This window comes from Pelagibacterium nitratireducens (assembly GCF_037044555.1).
In the GTDB taxonomy this organism is placed as follows: Bacteria; Pseudomonadota; Alphaproteobacteria; order Rhizobiales; family Devosiaceae; genus Pelagibacterium; species Pelagibacterium nitratireducens.
Genome location: NZ_CP146275.1, coordinates 2,005,193 through 2,019,198 on the forward strand (window position 1 = coordinate 2,005,193; position 14,006 = coordinate 2,019,198).

Annotated in this window: 16 protein-coding genes and 2 pseudogenes; 11 read left to right on the plus strand and 7 right to left on the minus strand. The window is 59.5% G+C overall.

From position 1 onward, the window contains the following. Window positions 1–172: 172 nt before the first annotated feature. The 3 genes from V6617_RS09880 to V6617_RS09890 are packed head-to-tail and all read right to left on the minus strand — an operon-like array spanning window position 173 to window position 2,453. The gene (locus tag V6617_RS09880; protein ID WP_338606818.1) at window positions 173–904 is read right to left on the minus strand and encodes a 5-oxoprolinase subunit PxpA; all 732 of its coding nucleotides are present in this window, start codon (window positions 902–904) and stop codon (window positions 173–175) included. After that, a complete protein-coding gene (locus V6617_RS09885) occupies window positions 892–1,794 on the minus strand; it encodes a biotin-dependent carboxyltransferase family protein (protein WP_338606819.1) in 903 nt (300 codons plus the stop codon). Before V6617_RS09885 ends, V6617_RS09880 begins: the two co-directional genes overlap by 13 nt. After that, window positions 1,791–2,453 (minus strand): 5-oxoprolinase subunit B family protein, encoded by a 663-nt coding sequence (locus V6617_RS09890; RefSeq protein WP_338606820.1) that lies wholly within the window; start codon window positions 2,451–2,453, stop codon window positions 1,791–1,793. Before V6617_RS09890 ends, V6617_RS09885 begins: the two co-directional genes overlap by 4 nt. A gap of 100 nt (window positions 2,454–2,553) precedes the next feature. Between V6617_RS09890 and V6617_RS09895 the strand changes: the two genes are divergently transcribed. The 4 genes from V6617_RS09895 to V6617_RS09910 all read left to right on the plus strand — a co-directional run bounded on the left by V6617_RS09895 (window position 2,554) and on the right by V6617_RS09910 (window position 3,842). After that, entirely contained in the window at window positions 2,554–2,757 is a 204-nt protein-coding gene (locus V6617_RS09895) for a hypothetical protein (RefSeq protein ID WP_338606821.1), read from the plus strand. An 84-nt stretch (window positions 2,758–2,841) separates the two neighbouring features. After that, window positions 2,842–3,081: a hypothetical protein gene (locus V6617_RS09900; protein WP_338606822.1), complete on the plus strand. Its 240-nt coding sequence runs from the start codon at window positions 2,842–2,844 to the stop codon at window positions 3,079–3,081. 98 nt (window positions 3,082–3,179) lie between these two features. Then, window positions 3,180–3,425, plus strand: coding sequence for a hypothetical protein (locus V6617_RS09905; RefSeq protein WP_338606823.1), 246 nt, complete (start codon window positions 3,180–3,182; stop codon window positions 3,423–3,425). A gap of 117 nt (window positions 3,426–3,542) precedes the next feature. Then, the gene (locus tag V6617_RS09910) at window positions 3,543–3,842 is read left to right on the plus strand and encodes a PRC-barrel domain containing protein (protein WP_338610672.1); all 300 of its coding nucleotides are present in this window, start codon (window positions 3,543–3,545) and stop codon (window positions 3,840–3,842) included. Window positions 3,843–3,916: 74 nt separating this feature from the next. On the opposite strand, the gene V6617_RS09915 is transcribed toward V6617_RS09910, so the two are convergent. Then, entirely contained in the window at window positions 3,917–4,822 is a 906-nt protein-coding gene (locus V6617_RS09915) for a LysR family transcriptional regulator (protein WP_338606824.1), read from the minus strand. A gap of 102 nt (window positions 4,823–4,924) precedes the next feature. Between V6617_RS09915 and V6617_RS09920 the strand changes: the two genes are divergently transcribed. Together V6617_RS09920 and V6617_RS09925 are read left to right on the plus strand one after the other, a co-directional pair. After that, the gene (locus V6617_RS09920; protein WP_338606825.1) at window positions 4,925–6,106 is read left to right on the plus strand and encodes an MFS transporter; all 1,182 of its coding nucleotides are present in this window, start codon (window positions 4,925–4,927) and stop codon (window positions 6,104–6,106) included. A gap of 12 nt (window positions 6,107–6,118) precedes the next feature. After that, window positions 6,119–7,153 carry an aldo/keto reductase gene (locus tag V6617_RS09925; protein ID WP_338606826.1) on the plus strand — a complete coding sequence of 345 codons (1,035 nt, stop codon included), beginning with the start codon at window positions 6,119–6,121 and terminating at the stop codon, window positions 7,151–7,153. A 181-nt stretch (window positions 7,154–7,334) separates the two neighbouring features. Here the strand turns inward: V6617_RS09925 and V6617_RS09930 are convergent, their stop codons facing one another. Both V6617_RS09930 and V6617_RS09935 read right to left on the minus strand, forming a co-directional pair. Further along, the gene (locus V6617_RS09930; protein WP_338606827.1) at window positions 7,335–9,596 is read right to left on the minus strand and encodes a S8 family serine peptidase; all 2,262 of its coding nucleotides are present in this window, start codon (window positions 9,594–9,596) and stop codon (window positions 7,335–7,337) included. A gap of 4 nt (window positions 9,597–9,600) precedes the next feature. Next, window positions 9,601–10,707, minus strand: a complete 1,107-nt coding sequence (locus V6617_RS09935) for an ATP-binding protein (protein ID WP_338606828.1) — start codon at window positions 10,705–10,707, stop codon at window positions 9,601–9,603. A gap of 125 nt (window positions 10,708–10,832) precedes the next feature. Here V6617_RS09935 and V6617_RS09940 point away from each other — a divergent pair. From V6617_RS09940 to tnpC, 4 genes and pseudogenes are all read left to right on the plus strand, one after another. Continuing rightward, window positions 10,833–10,940: pseudogene (locus V6617_RS09940) on the plus strand (DUF2188 domain-containing protein); the annotation flags it as partial. A 64-nt stretch (window positions 10,941–11,004) separates the two neighbouring features. Then, the gene (gene tnpA / locus V6617_RS09945) at window positions 11,005–11,415 is read left to right on the plus strand and encodes an IS66-like element accessory protein TnpA (protein WP_338606829.1); all 411 of its coding nucleotides are present in this window, start codon (window positions 11,005–11,007) and stop codon (window positions 11,413–11,415) included. Next, window positions 11,412–11,759, plus strand: coding sequence for an IS66 family insertion sequence element accessory protein TnpB (gene tnpB, locus V6617_RS09950; RefSeq protein WP_338606830.1), 348 nt, complete (start codon window positions 11,412–11,414; stop codon window positions 11,757–11,759). The genes tnpA and tnpB overlap by 4 nt, the downstream gene beginning before the upstream one ends. Before the next feature lie 89 nt (window positions 11,760–11,848). Further along, window positions 11,849–13,477, plus strand: a complete 1,629-nt coding sequence (gene tnpC / locus V6617_RS09955; RefSeq protein ID WP_338606831.1) for an IS66 family transposase — start codon at window positions 11,849–11,851, stop codon at window positions 13,475–13,477. Here the strand turns inward: tnpC and V6617_RS09960 are convergent. Further along, window positions 13,465–13,689, minus strand: a complete 225-nt coding sequence (locus tag V6617_RS09960) for a hypothetical protein (protein ID WP_338606832.1) — start codon at window positions 13,687–13,689, stop codon at window positions 13,465–13,467. The genes tnpC and V6617_RS09960 overlap by 13 nt on opposite strands. Before the next feature lie 45 nt (window positions 13,690–13,734). On the opposite strand from V6617_RS09960, the pseudogene V6617_RS09965 reads away from it, so the two are divergent. Next, window positions 13,735–13,854 (plus strand): annotated as a pseudogene (locus V6617_RS09965) (DUF2188 domain-containing protein); the annotation flags it as partial. Window positions 13,855–14,006 lie beyond the last annotated feature (152 nt).

Here is a 14,006-nt window from a genome sequence, read left to right on the forward strand (position 1 = left end):
CAATCTGACCCAATACTAACAAGATTGTCGTGCTTTCGAACCGCAAGGCCGGCTCAACCCGTGCTGAAAGCAATCCCATGCGATTGCCGGTGCCTTCGCGCATCGAACCTTCCAGAAACCATAGGTTTGTGTAGGTTTTCTTAACGCGGCGGCAAACTTTAGGGTCGGTGCGTTACATCAGATTGCGAGATCTGAGGGCATCGCGCACCGCGCGGGCATGTTCGAGGGCGCCCGATGTGTCGCCATGCAGGCAGATAGAGCGGGCGTCGGATTTGAAGGCCGTGCCGTTGATGGCGATGATTTCGCCCTGCTCGGCGAGCCGCAGGCATCGGGCGACGACGGCGGCGGTATCCTCAATGACGCCGCCCGGCAGGCTGCGGGCGGCCAGCAATCCGTCGGGCCTATAGGCGCGATCGGCATAGGCTTCAGCGATGACGGGGAGACCGAGTTGTTTCGCGGCGCTTTCCTGGGCGGAAGCCGCGAGGGCGAGAATGGCCAGACCTGGATACGCTCGGGCAACGCCAGCGAAGACGGCATGAGAAAGCGCTTCGTCCTCCGCAGCCATGTTGGCGAGCGCGCCGTGAAGCTTGAGATAGGAGATGGGAGCCCCCTCCTCCGCCGCGATGGATGCGAGGCGGGCGATCTGGGCCAGAACCTGATCGCGGATGGTCTCGAAGGGCAGATCGAGGCGAAGGCGGCCGAAATTGTCCGGGTCCTCGAAACCGGGATGGGCGCCGATGCGGACGCCATTGGCCTGCGCTCCACGGACGGCCGCGCGCATGGTTTGCGCGTTGCCGGCGTGGCCGCCGCAGGCGATCGAGGCGCTGGTGACGATTTTGAGCATAGAAAGGTCGTCGCCGATGCCCTCGCCCAGATCGGCGTTGAGATCGATCAGGGCAGCCATTTCGATATCCTGTGAGCGTGCGCCACGCTGACGGGTTCGAAGCGCACCATCTTGCCTGCGCGAATCTGGGCAAAGCGGTCGAGATCGGCATCGATGACCGTGCCGATGCGGGGATAGCCACCGGTCGGCTGGTTGTCGCGCATAAGGATGATCGGGGTGCCGTCGCCCAGGATCTGGACGTCGCCGGGGACGACGGCATCGGAGACGAGGTTGAGCAGTTTTGCGTCGGCGAAGACGGATCCGGTGTCGTCGAGCCTGACGCCCATGCGGTCCATGCGCGATGAGATGCGGAAATCGGAAGTGGTAAATGCCGAGCGGATCGGGGCTGGAAACAGATCGGCGTGAATGCCCCAGACGAAGCGGATCGGGTCGCCGGGCGAGGCGGTCTCAGGACGAGTCAGCTCGGGGCCGGTATCGATCAGATCAATCAGGCTGAGTTCGTCTCCGGCCGCCAGCATGCGGCCATCCAAGCCGCCCAGCCCTACCGTTGCGTTGGTTGAGCGGCTGCCGAGGATGAGCGGAACGTCGATCTGGGCCGCAAATCGCAGATAGGCGTAATTGCCCTGAGGACCAGGCTTTATGGAGATTTTCGTGTTTTCGACGAGGTCGAGGCGGGCCGGCCAAGGTCGAGGTTCACCATCGACAGTTAGCGTAAACGTTCCTCCGGCCATGCCGGCAGACAGCGGATCGCCGCGATAGGTGAAATCGAGACCGAGCGGCCCGATTTCGATGGCGGCACCGCAGAGCACTTCGGTGATGGCGGCGGCCATCGCATAACCGTTGCGGTCCATGGGGCCGGATGCACCGATGCCATGCGCAAAGAGACCGGGACGTCCGTCGTCCTGGATTGTGGTCATCGGGCCGACGCGGGTGAGAACGATGCGGCTCATGGGGCCGTCTCAAAGGTGATCGTATCCCCTGCCCGCAACCGCGTGGGCGGGGAAGCGGCCGGGTCGAAATTGATGAGGCTGGTCCGCCCGATCACGGCCCATCCGGTAGGCACGGGCGTGGCGGTAATCGCTGTCTGGCGGGCGGCGAAAAGGATGCTGCCGGGCGGAACCGAGCGCCTGACGGTCTCGCGGCGTGGCACGAGCAGGTCGTCGGCGTGCATGCCGCAATAGACAAATCCCGGGGCAAAGCCGACGGCGAGGATATCCAGACGCTCCGCAGCGTGCGCAGCGATGAAGGCGGGAACCGTCAGTCCGAGTTCTGCGGCCACCGCCTCGAGATCGGGACCATCCTCACCACCATAGGCAATCTCTATCCGGTGATTGGTCGGTGGTTCGGTGTTCTCGATGTCACGGTCGATGAGTCGCAACTCGCCGCACAGGCCGGCAAAGCCGATGCGTCGGGGATCGTAGCGCACCAGGACCGAGACGAGATTGGGGACGATTTCGACAACGCCAGGAATGGGGCTGGATTCGAGGTTTCTTGCGAAAGCGATGGCTGCCGCGTTGGCTGGGAGATCGAGGCGATCGGCAAAGCGCACGAGAACGCCGCTGTCGCCGAGCGGCATGAGTGTGGGAACGATCTCGATAACGCTGTCCACCGCGTGCCCCTGCCCTTTTTCAACGCCTGTCACGGCGTAGCCGGGTGTGCTTGCATTGGCAAGTCAAACACGACACCATGACCATCAGGATGGAGGCAAGATGCGGATTTTCATCATAGCGGCCAGTCTCGTCGTTCTGGTGGTTGCATTGCTGACGCTGGGGCTTTCGGCGGCGGAGTTCGGGTTCGTGATGCTCGGGGGTGCGCTGGTCGTGGCGGTTGTCATGTATATCATCACGCGGCGGCGCTATCAGCGCATGCCTGATAGCGACAAAAACGATCGTGAGCCGCCCAGTCTTCCCTAGAGATTGATCCTGCGCGATTGGATTTATTCAATTTTTCCGAAATGCGTTTGCCGGGTTTTGGCATCTTTATGGTCAGATACGGCCATGAAACCTATGCCATCAGAAACATTGCAGCAGCGCGCCCTATGCGGTCAGGCCGAGGCGGTTCTGGAGAATCTCGGCCGTTCGCAGAGCCTGCCGAGTTGCCTGAGCCTCTCGATCGAGGAAATCATCGAGCGCGCGTGGGAGCTTGCCTATAAACGCAATGGCGGCGAGCGCGATGGCAATGTGATCGTGGTGCCGCAATGGGCCTTTCGGCACAAGGGCGAAAGCAAACCGCGCTAGGGCCGGCCAAACGATCGCGGTGGCTGTCGAAAACGCTGGAAAGTTTCCATCGTTCCGGGCATAGGATCGACATCCGATCGAATGTCGAGACGCGCTTTATGAAACCTGCAGCTGCCGTCATTTTCCTTATTGTCCTTGCTGGATGTTCCTCGACCTCTTCGGGAAACCCCGAACTCGATGTCAGCCAGAAGATCGAAGTCGAGTGCGTGGCGAGCAATTTCGAGCCCAATGGCTGTACGACATCGCACAAGCTCGGCGTGGCCGCCACTTTCTCTACAAATCCGGGGACTCTGCCCAGCGCCGACGACCTGCGCGCGCCGGTTGCCGGCGAGTCCGAATTCTAGCTGAGCGGGCGTGAGGCGACGTCCGACGGGCAGTGGCGGCAAACAGGTGTTTACGACGGGAACGGACGAGGGGCTCGCAGGTTAACCCTGCACACTCAAAAAAGAGGAGCCTTAATGATGGATCACTCCAATCATGTTCGCCTCAGCGAAGCCGAGCTCAATGAAGCAACCTTGCAGGACGCCACCGTTTACGGCGCCGACGACCACAAAGTCGGAAAGGTGTCACACCTGCATGGCGTGGGTGCGAGCGCCCAGGCGGTGATCGATGTCGGCGGATTTCTCGGCATCGGGTCCAAACCCGTCGCCGTCGCTGTCAATCAGCTCGATTTCATGCGTGATGAAAATGGCGAGGTGCATGCGGTAACCGGCTGGACCAAGGATGCGCTCGAGGACATGCCCGAGCATCACCATCATTGATTGCATGACGCGAAGACGCAAAGGGCCCCTGCCTTGGCGGGGGTCTTTTTTGTCGGGCGTGTCCTGTCAAAGGGTCAGGCAACTCTTCCATATCTGGCGAGGAAATCGAGCAGTGCCCTGACACGCGAGGGGAGAGGGCCGCCCTGCCCCACATAGACGGCGTGGAAGGGTTCAGGGTCGCCAGAGACAAGGTGGCCGAGCACCGGGACGAGGCGCCCCGCTGCGATATCGTCTCTCACGGTAAAGGCAGCGAGCCTGGCGAGGCCTACGCCGGACAGAGCCAGCTGGCGCAAGGCCTCACCGTCGCTCACTTGCACACGACCCGTGGCCGGCACGACAACGGCTTTGCCATTCTCGCAAAGTGCCCAGCCGTCGACGGCGCGGGCGTATCCGAAACCGAGGCGGTCATGGTTTTGAAGATCAGCGATGCTGTGCGGTTCGCCGCGACGTTCGAGATAGGATGGCGCGGCAACGATCAGCAGCGGCGTTTCACCGAGCTTGCGGGCAACAAGGCTCGAACTTTTTAACGGTCCGGCGCGGATCGCGACATCCATACGTTCGGCCAGAAGATCGACCACGGCATCGGTTTGCACGATGTCGAGGGTGACACCGGGGTGGCGCGCGAGAAAGTCGGGCAGCAATGGTGCAAGGATATGGGTGGCGTAGGATGCGCTGGTGTTGATGCGCACCCGGCCAATCGCCTCCTCGCCAATGCTTGCTGCCCGTTCGGCATCTTCGAGATCAGCCAGAACGCGTGTTGCGCGCTCATAGAAGGTGCAGCCCTCGGGCGTCAGCTGGAGTTGGCGAGTCGAGCGATTGAGCAATCGGGCGCCGAGCCGGGCTTCCAGCCGCGCGATCAGCTTGCTCACGGCCGAGGGCGTCATGCGTCCGGCGCGGGCGGCGGGCGAAAAGCCGCCGAGTTCGACCACCCGCACAAACACTTCCATCTCGCCGGATCGGTTGACGTCAAGTCGCGCCATAATGACTTCATCTCACAAGTGCTATTCCAGAAGGCATTCTATTTCATCGCGTACCGAAGGTCTATCTTTCGGACATCAGTTTTGGATGGATAGAGATTTCATATGCCTTTGGCACTTTATGCCCTGACAGTCGGCGCTTTCGGCGTTGGCGTCACCGAATTTGTCATCATGGGCCTTCTTTTGGAGGTCAGTCGTGAATTGAACGTCACCATAGCGGCGGCGGGCCTTTTGATTTCGGGGTACGCGCTTGGCGTGACCGTCGGCGCCCCGGTGCTTACCGTGCTCACGGCACGCTGGCCGCGCAAGCGCGTGTTGATCGGGCTGATGGTGATCTTCGTCGTCGGCAATGCTGCGTGCGCTCTCGCTCCGAGTTATGGGTGGCTGATGGCGGCGCGGGTGCTCACGGCGCTGACCCACGGCACGTTCTTCGGCGTCGGCGCTGTGGTGGCGACGGGGCTTGTTTCCGAGGACAAGCGCGCTTCGGCCATTGCTATCATGTTCACCGGTCTGACTGTGGCGACTGTCCTCGGCGTGCCGTTTGGTACCTGGCTTGGCCAACACTATGGCTGGCGGGCAACCTTCTGGGCCGTCACTGGAGTGGGGCTCGTTGCCATCGTTGTTCTTGCCTTTCTGGTGCCCCAAGACCGAACACGACCGCAAGCATCGGATTGGCGGACAGATTTCCGTGCCATGGCCCGGCGTTCTGTGCTGCTTGGGCTTTTGACGACCGTGTTCGGGTATGCGGGTGTTTTTGCGGTCTTTACCTATATCGCGCCCTTGCTGACCGAGATCGGCGGGTTTGACGACAGTGCGGTCTCACCGATCCTGCTGGTGTTCGGGGGCGGTCTGTTTGTGGGGAATTTGCTGGGCGGCAGGTTCGCCGACCGGGGCCTTGTCCCCTCCATCTTCGGAACATTGGTGGGACTCACCCTCGTCCTGGGGCTGATGAGTTTTGCCTTCGGCAATCAATTTACCGCCGTGCTTTTCGCCGGCCTGCTTGGCGCGACCGGATTTGCCACGGTAGCGCCCCTGCAGATGTGGGTACTTTCAAGGGCCGAAGGGGCCGGCCAGAGCCTCGCATCGAGCTTCAACATCGGCGCTTTCAATCTCGGCAATGCCCTTGGTGCGTGGACTGGCGGCCTGGTTATCGACCACGGGCCTGGCCTCATCCTCGTGCCGGCCATCGCCACACTGTTTCCGCTTCTCGCCCTCGGCACCGCTCTGATTGCCGTTCGAACCGTCGGACGGCCCCTGGCGAAACCCGCTTGCAATCCTATCGTCTAAGGAGTTTTTATCATGGATTACAGACCGCTCGGCAAATCCGGCCTCAAGGTGCCGGTTCTCAGCTTCGGCGCCGGCACGTTCGGTGGGGCCGGCCCACTATTTGGCAATTGGGGCACTTCCGATGCCATTGAAGCCGGCCGCCTCGTCGACATCTGTCTTGAGGCGGGGGTCAATTTGTTCGACACCGCCGATGTCTATTCTGACGGCGCCTCTGAAGAGGTTCTGGGGCAAGCCATCAAGGGCAAGCGCGATGCCGTGCTGATCTCGACCAAGACCGGGCTTCCGATGGGGGATGGGCCCAATGACGGCGGATCCTCCCGCTTCCGTCTGGTTCGCGCAGTCGAGGATGCGCTGCGCCGCCTTGAGACGGACCATATCGACATACTCCAACTTCATGCCTTCGACATCGCGACCCCGGTCGAGGAGGTGCTTTCAACGCTCGATATGCTGGTCCGCGCCGGCAAGGTTCGCTATGTCGGAGTGTCAAATTTCTCAGGCTGGCAGGTGATGAAATCGCTGGCCATGGCCGACCGTCACGGTTGGCCGCGCTATGTTGCCAATCAGGTCTATTATTCGCTGGTCGGGCGCGACTATGAGTGGGAATTGATGCCGCTCGGGCAGGATCAGGGGCTCGGTGCGCTGGTCTGGAGTCCGCTGGGCTGGGGGCGGCTGACGGGGAAAATCCGGCGCGGGGCGCCGTTGCCGGAGGGCAGCCGTCTGCACGAAACCGCAAGCTTTGGTCCGCCGGTGGATGAGGAGCACCTCTATGGCGTTGTCGAGGCTCTCGATGCGGTAGCTGAGGAAACCGGCAAGACCGTTGCGCAGGTCGCGCTCAACTGGTTGCTACAACGCCCCACAGTCTCATCAGTCATTGTCGGGGCGCGCAACGAAGAGCAATTGCGCCAGAATCTGGGTGCGGTCGGCTGGAATCTGACCGCTGAGCAGGTCGCCAGGCTCGATGATGCCAGTGCCGTGACGGCTCCCTATCCCTATTTCCCCTATCGCCGGCAGGAGGGGTTTGCACGGCTCAATCCGCCAATGGTCTGATCTCTTGTATCTGGAAGATGGCGGGTGGGGGGAGTATGCGTTCAGCTATACAAAACAACAGCTTGGCAAGGCTAACCGGTCAAAGTCGCGCCTTTGTATCAGTTTGCCAATTTCGAAGATTGGCTCCCTAATGCGGAGTGAAGCCTACCATAGGAGTTGGCTTCAACGCGATGCGAGCGCATTAACTGAACACGTCGACTTCCAGTTCCTGATCGATGACGGCGCTCTCTACGTAAGAGCGCAAGCGTTGCGCCGTGGAATTATAGATGGCGGGCTCATCCGACTGCGACTCCAGCGTTAAGACAAACGCGACCGATTGTTCCCCGAGCTCCCTCTGGCTCGTCACTTCAAACTGAAACAGATCGCGGGCAAAGACCTGTGCTCGTAACCGGAAGCTGCTCCCTGTAAACTGGATCCCAGTTCGCTTGCTGAAGTCGCGCGCATGCCTCCGTACTGGGTACCACTTTGCTAAGTCGTCTCTAGCTGATTGCTCCGGATCTGTACTCTCCCGCATACTGCCAAGGAGATTGGCGACAGCACCCTTTGTATTCTTGTATTGGAGGGCTACCTGGAGACGGGTGGAAAAGTAATTCGGCCCGCCAGTCTCTGAAAGCAATGGATCAAGTATGGCCGTCAAACGTGCCTTTCCCTTCAGCTTTCCATCTACAATCAATTCCGGCGGGATTGGTATGTCATCCCAATGATATGCATACCCCGGCACCAACTCGGACTTCCATGCCATGGTGACGGATCCCGGCTTGCATAACCATGGTAAAGTGCCGTGGAAAGGCGTGCCCCATCCTTGCGTCCTTGAATGCTGCATCAACTCCGAGCGATCGATTAGCAACGCTTTTACGAGGTCTGGCGATGGGTTTTTAAGTACTGCGAATGTATGGGCCGCGAGGGAAGAAACCAGAGGTGTAGCATAGCTACTCCCTACACGAGGGTCTCCGCCACCGAGCATATTCACTCTGGAGAACCAAGACAGGTCGGGCTTTAACATTCCGTCGGGACCAGGCCCAAGCAGTGAAACAGAACAGTCTCCTGCAGGCTTGCCATCATGATCGTATTCGCGACCGCTAACAACTAGCGCCGCTTCGCAGTCCGCTGGCGGGCAAAGTTGATGTGAAGGATTTCCTGCCCCACGGTTGCCGACGGAAATTATTGGTAGAATTGCGAAGTCACGGGCCAATCGCGAAATTTCGTGACCTAAGTAGCTTACAGTTTCTAGCCCAAACTCTGGTAGCAGTTGATTAAATGAAAGGTTCCAGACTTTCGCTTCCGGGTACCGTCGGGCGATCTGGCGAAGATAGTCCACGAGCGCGTCTGGCGTTGGGGACTGATTTGAACTGGCCTTTGCAACTGCCGCGACAGTGCCAAACCGGCAATCCAATTGCGGCAAATTGAGCTTGTTATTCCAAGCGTATCCATGAACGACAAGGGAGGTGACCCTGTTTCCATGTGCAACATCAGCTATGCCCTGCGGAACGAGAGGGATTGCCTTCCAGGCCTCCAAACCAGCATACGAACGTGCACTGTGCCCGCCATCAACCACGGCAATTACTGGTTGCGTTAACGCAGAAGGTAATGGCGGCGCGGGATGGTTGCCTTCACTCGGTGCCGTCAGGCCCACTTTGGCGACCGGGTCAACGCGGAGGAGCGTTCCCGACGCCACTATTTGGCCCAACGCATCTATCGATGGGATGGTGAGAACTGCTCGTGCAGTGAGATGCTCACGATACTGCCGGACCACCCGGTTTAGTGCCGATTGGCTCTCATTCCGTACCGCTGGAGCACCTTCGGCCTGATCGCCTGAATTGAGCGCGACAGACGAAAAGCTTCTCAATATTCTGCGCCGTTCCTCCAAACCTACCAGCGATTGGACTACCGAACTTTTCGCGTGATGATCCCTAAACGGCCGAAGCCATACGGCAAATGCTTTGCCGCCCTCAACCTCTTCGGCCAGCTCCCACAGCGTCTCTATTTTTCTGCCGCGTGTGACAGCCTCCGCATCCAGCGCGCGGATGCTCCTAACGCGTGAGATTGCTGTCCGCGCTTCAATCGTTTGCGCTGTCAAAATCTGCTTTGCAAATCCTTCTAACCGATCCACAGGTATCTCGGCCAAATATCCCCGTGAAGCAGGCGCGACGAGTTTCGCGTCCCCAGCAAGCGCAACCAATCCTTTTGGAGTCCAGGTGGGCGCGAAAGAGTCAGAAAACATTTCCACTATCAGATGGATACGCCCCCCATGCGCCGAGAGGCTAGCGCTTTCGGCCGAGATGCGACGACACGATTCGGCCAACGCTACTCGTTGAGCCGAGAGACGACCCGCCACCACTCCCGCCTCACCCTGCCCACCAACAGGGGGTTCTTCGGGCACTGGGCCTTTTGTAAGGCGCAGTACAGGATTCAGCAGCGGGGCTTTTTCCGGCTCGCGGGCCATCTGTCTAATCCTTCAAATATGCTGCTACAGCCTGCCTCGAAACACCGAGTAGTCGCGCGGCTTCCGCGCCAGACAGCTTCAACTCTCCCACCAAGATGTTCGCCGCCTCTCTCTTGGCCTCGCTAGATATCAACCCCCGAGAGGGCAAGCCAACTCCGCTGCGCCTTCTCTGTATAACCGAGTAAGCTACTGCAGCGATATCCAAATCGTTACTATCTAAAACAGCATTTCGACGAACTGCCCATGCGATATTCTGGATATCGGCACCAGTTAAGCCATCCGATATTTTCCCTAACGTCAAGTGCACTTTATCCAAATCGGCGTCATTCAACAAAAAGTGGCGCCATAAACTGCTGCGCACTTCTTCATCTGGAAGACCAACTTCTATGCGATATGGAAACCGCCTGAAAATCGCTGGATCAAGCAACTGCGCGTGATTAGTTGCACCAATCACAACGGCTCTGTCATCGAGAGAATCTAAGCCCTGGATGACAGTATTAACAACGCGTTTCAGTTCGCCAAGTTCATGTTTGTCATCGCGCATTTTAGCAACGGCATCCATTTCATCGAGAAATAGGACTCCATCGCGACCGGGCACGTAGTCGAAAACGTTACGGATGTTCTTGGCGGTATCGCCCAGAAGTGACGAAATCACAGCATCAAGGCGTACCACATACAGAGGGCGGCCGATTTGAGATGCGATATGACCGGCAATCAACGACTTCCCTGTGCCTGGTGGCCCCGACAACAAAAGCGACTGTCGATTCGTGAGCCCCATTTTGCTCAGAAGCTCAGAGTTCTGGACGTCGTCGATGAACGAGCTGAAGGTAGCGGCAGCATCACCGTTTAGAAAAAGTGGCGTTGTTGGCCAGTCCTGCTCCTCCACTAGAGGTGCTCGCGATTTTGTGTCGACCGGCAGGGTTTCGGCATAACCTGATGCTCGAAGCGGCACCCCCTTCCGCCTCAGAAGGCTGCGAATTTTTTTCGCCCCATCTTCGTCGTCCGACATAAGAAATTGCGCAAGACGATTTGCGACCCGTCGGACGCGAGTATAGTCGGCTGCCAAAGCTGCATCGGTTAGTTCATAAATGTCGACTGAGAGTCTGCTCATAGGTTGGTTCCGTCAATTTATATCGCTCAGATGTAAACCGAAATCGGGCAATTGACAAACGATTTAGCGCATGCGTAAATCGATTTGCTGACATTGTGAGTCTACAGCAGAAAGGAGGTGATCAAATGTCTGGAAAGAATCAACACGTCGTCCCGCACGCGAACGGCTGGGCCGTTCGCGGTGCCGGTAACGTTCGCTCAACAGCGGTTCATGACACGCAAGCAGAGGCTATCTCGCGTAAGCCTCCGTTGAGGGCCGCCTTTGCCTGAGCGGCCGATCTGGTAGCAAACTATCGCTATGGATATCCTTACAGATAGAAGCCGTGTGGAGCGGCTCGAGATTGTGGACACAGGCCGGCGCCGGCGGTTCAGTGATGCGGAGAAGATCCGGATCGTTGAAGAAAGCTTGTCGGCCCCGCGAATGGGTTCGGCGACCGCACGACGTCATGGAATTGCGGTGCCATTGCTTTTTGCCTGGCGCAAGGCGTATCGCGACGGCCAGCTGGGCAACGAGGCGGCTTCGTTTTATCCGGTACGCTTGGATGGGATTGGGGGTCATGCCAGCGATGGCAGCCTTCCACCAGAGCCGCCCACGGATGGATCAGCCAGTCCTGTCGAGATCGTGCTGCGCAATGGTCGCCGCATGATCGTACGCTCCGATATCGCCCCGTTTGCGTTGGGACGCCTGCTCGATGTGGTGGACCGATGATCCCGGTTCCAAGCGGGACCCGTGTATGGCTGGCGGCGGGCCACACTGACATGCGAAAGGGGTTCAACTCTTTAGCGCTGGTGGTCCAGGAAGTGCTCAAGCGTGACCCTCATGGCGGACATCTGTTTGTGTTCCGGGGTCGCAAGGGCAATCTGGTTCGCATCATCTGGCACGATGGCCAGGGGGCATGTGTTTTTACAAAGCGGCTCGAGCGCGGCCGCTTCCTTTGGCCCTCGCCGGCCGATGGTGTTGTGACGATCTCGTCTGCCCAGCTCGGATATCTGCTTGAGGGGATCGACTGGCGGATGCCGCAAAAGACTTGGCGGCCACTCTCGGCGGGATAGTCATATTGGACCGCGACACGGTGACTCATCTGGTGCAAAACGGGGCATATCGGCTCGTGGGTGGGACCACATTCTGGTAAGGTCACGGCATGGTCGAACCTGCCGGAAACGCCGAGATTGCTGCCCTTCGCGCTGCACTTGCCGCAGCCGAACAGCGTGCCGATCTGGCGGAAGCCGAAGCGGCGCGGGTTGTTGCAGAAAAGACCGATGGCGACGCCGAGATCGCCCGCCTCAAGCTCGAAATCGAAAAGCTCAAGCGCAGTCTTTATGGACAGCGCTCCGAGAGGAAGGCCAAGCTGCTCGACCAGCTCGAGTTCGAACTCGAGGATCTTGAAGCGGCGGCCACCGAAGACGAGCTTGCCGCCGAAATGGCCGCAGCCAAGGCTGCACCGGTCAGAGCCTTTACCCGCAAGCGGGCGCAACGGCGCGCCTTTCCCGATCACCTGCCGCGCGAGCGCGTCGTGGTGCCAGCGCCGCAAGCCTGTGAATGCTGCGGGTCCGATCACCTGGTCAAGCTGGGCGAGGACGTGACCGAAACGCTTGAGGTGATCCCGCGTCAATGGAAGGTGGTCCAGACGGTGCGGGAGAAGTTCAGTTGCCGGGATTGTGAGAAGATCAGTCAACCACCGGCACCATTCCATCCCACCCCGCGTGGCTTTGCCGGACCCAATCTTCTGGCGACGATCCTGTTTGAAAAGTTCGGTCAGCATCAGCCGCTCAACCGCCAGTCCGAGCGCTTTGCCAGAGAGGGCGTGCCCGTCAGTCTCTCGACGCTGGCCGATCAGGTTGGCGCCGCAACGGTTGCGCTCAAGCCGCTCCATGATCTGATCGCCGATCACGTGATGGCTGCCGATCGATTGCACGGGGACGACACCACCGTGCCGATCCTGGCCAAGGGTCAGACCAGAACGGGTCGGGTGTGGACTTACGTACGTGATAACCGCCCCTTCGGCGGTATCGATGGTCCGGCAGCTCTGTTCTTTGCTTCACCCGATCGTAGGGGCGAGCATCCAAGGAGCCATCTTGTCGACTATTCCGGCATCCTTCAGGTGGACGCCTTCGCCGGCTACAACGGCCTGTTCGATCCCGAGCGTCGCAGTGAGCCTATCCAGCCGGCCTTTTGCTGGGCTCACGGACGACGACCCTTGTTCGAGCTTGCCGATATCGAAAGGGTCCGAAAAAAGAACGGCAAGGGCGGCGCCATCTCTCCGGTTGCGCTCGAGGCGGTGCGCAGGATCGACGAGATCTTTGCCATCGAACGCGATCTTTATGGCCTGCCGCCTGATCAGCGTCTTGCCGAGCGGCAGCGGCTTTGCGCGCCACTGGTTGAGGAGCTGCATGCCTATATGATGACCGAGCGCGAAAAGCTCTCGCGTCACGCTCCGGTGGCCAAGGCCATGAACTATATGCTCGCGCGCTGGACAGGCTTTGCCGCATTCCTTGAGGATGGCCGCATATGCCTCTCGAACAACGCAGCCGAGCGGGCGCTGCGCGGAATTGCCCTTGGCAGAAAAGCGTGGCTGTTCGCTGGTTCGGACCGCGGTGCCCGCCGGGCCGCGTTCATGTACACCCTCATTGTCTCGGCCAAGCTCAACGATATCGATCCCCAGGCCTGGCTCGCCGACGTGCTCGCCCGCATTGCCGACATGCCGCAGAACCGGCTGGGAGAACTGCTTCCCTGGAACTGGGTGCCGCAGGCCACGCGTCAGGCCGCCTGATCGTGCAGCGCAATAAGGTTCATGCCGTCAAAACCATCGACCGCGTCGCTGCCGAGCTCGGCGAGACGGTCGACCGCATCTTCGACATCGCCATCGAAATGGAAACGGAAGACGGCGTGATCTGGGTCTATAGTCCCGCCGATGACGGTGGCACGATCGCCTTTACTGAAGATGGGATCGAGTGCCTCCGAAATCTCATCGAAGAACACCAATCAGCCGGATCCTGAAAGCTCCGCGGTTCTCAACGGATGCTTACTATCTCGCGCGCCCGCGATATAGCCATGAATCAGCAATCGGAATTGCTGATTCATGGCCGAAATGGGCAAATCCGTGCCCGGGATAGCTACGGCAATGACCCCTATCCTCCCAAGGGATAGCACTTACCCAAACAGCTAATCGCCAGGGTGAATGGCGGTGAACTGCAAGGGACCACGCAGGAGTCGGGCGCATGTTAGTCGCGCCCGGCTCCATGTTCAAGGCTCTTGCCGCGCGGAACGGAGATGTCTTGTGATGAACAACTGTCCGTTTC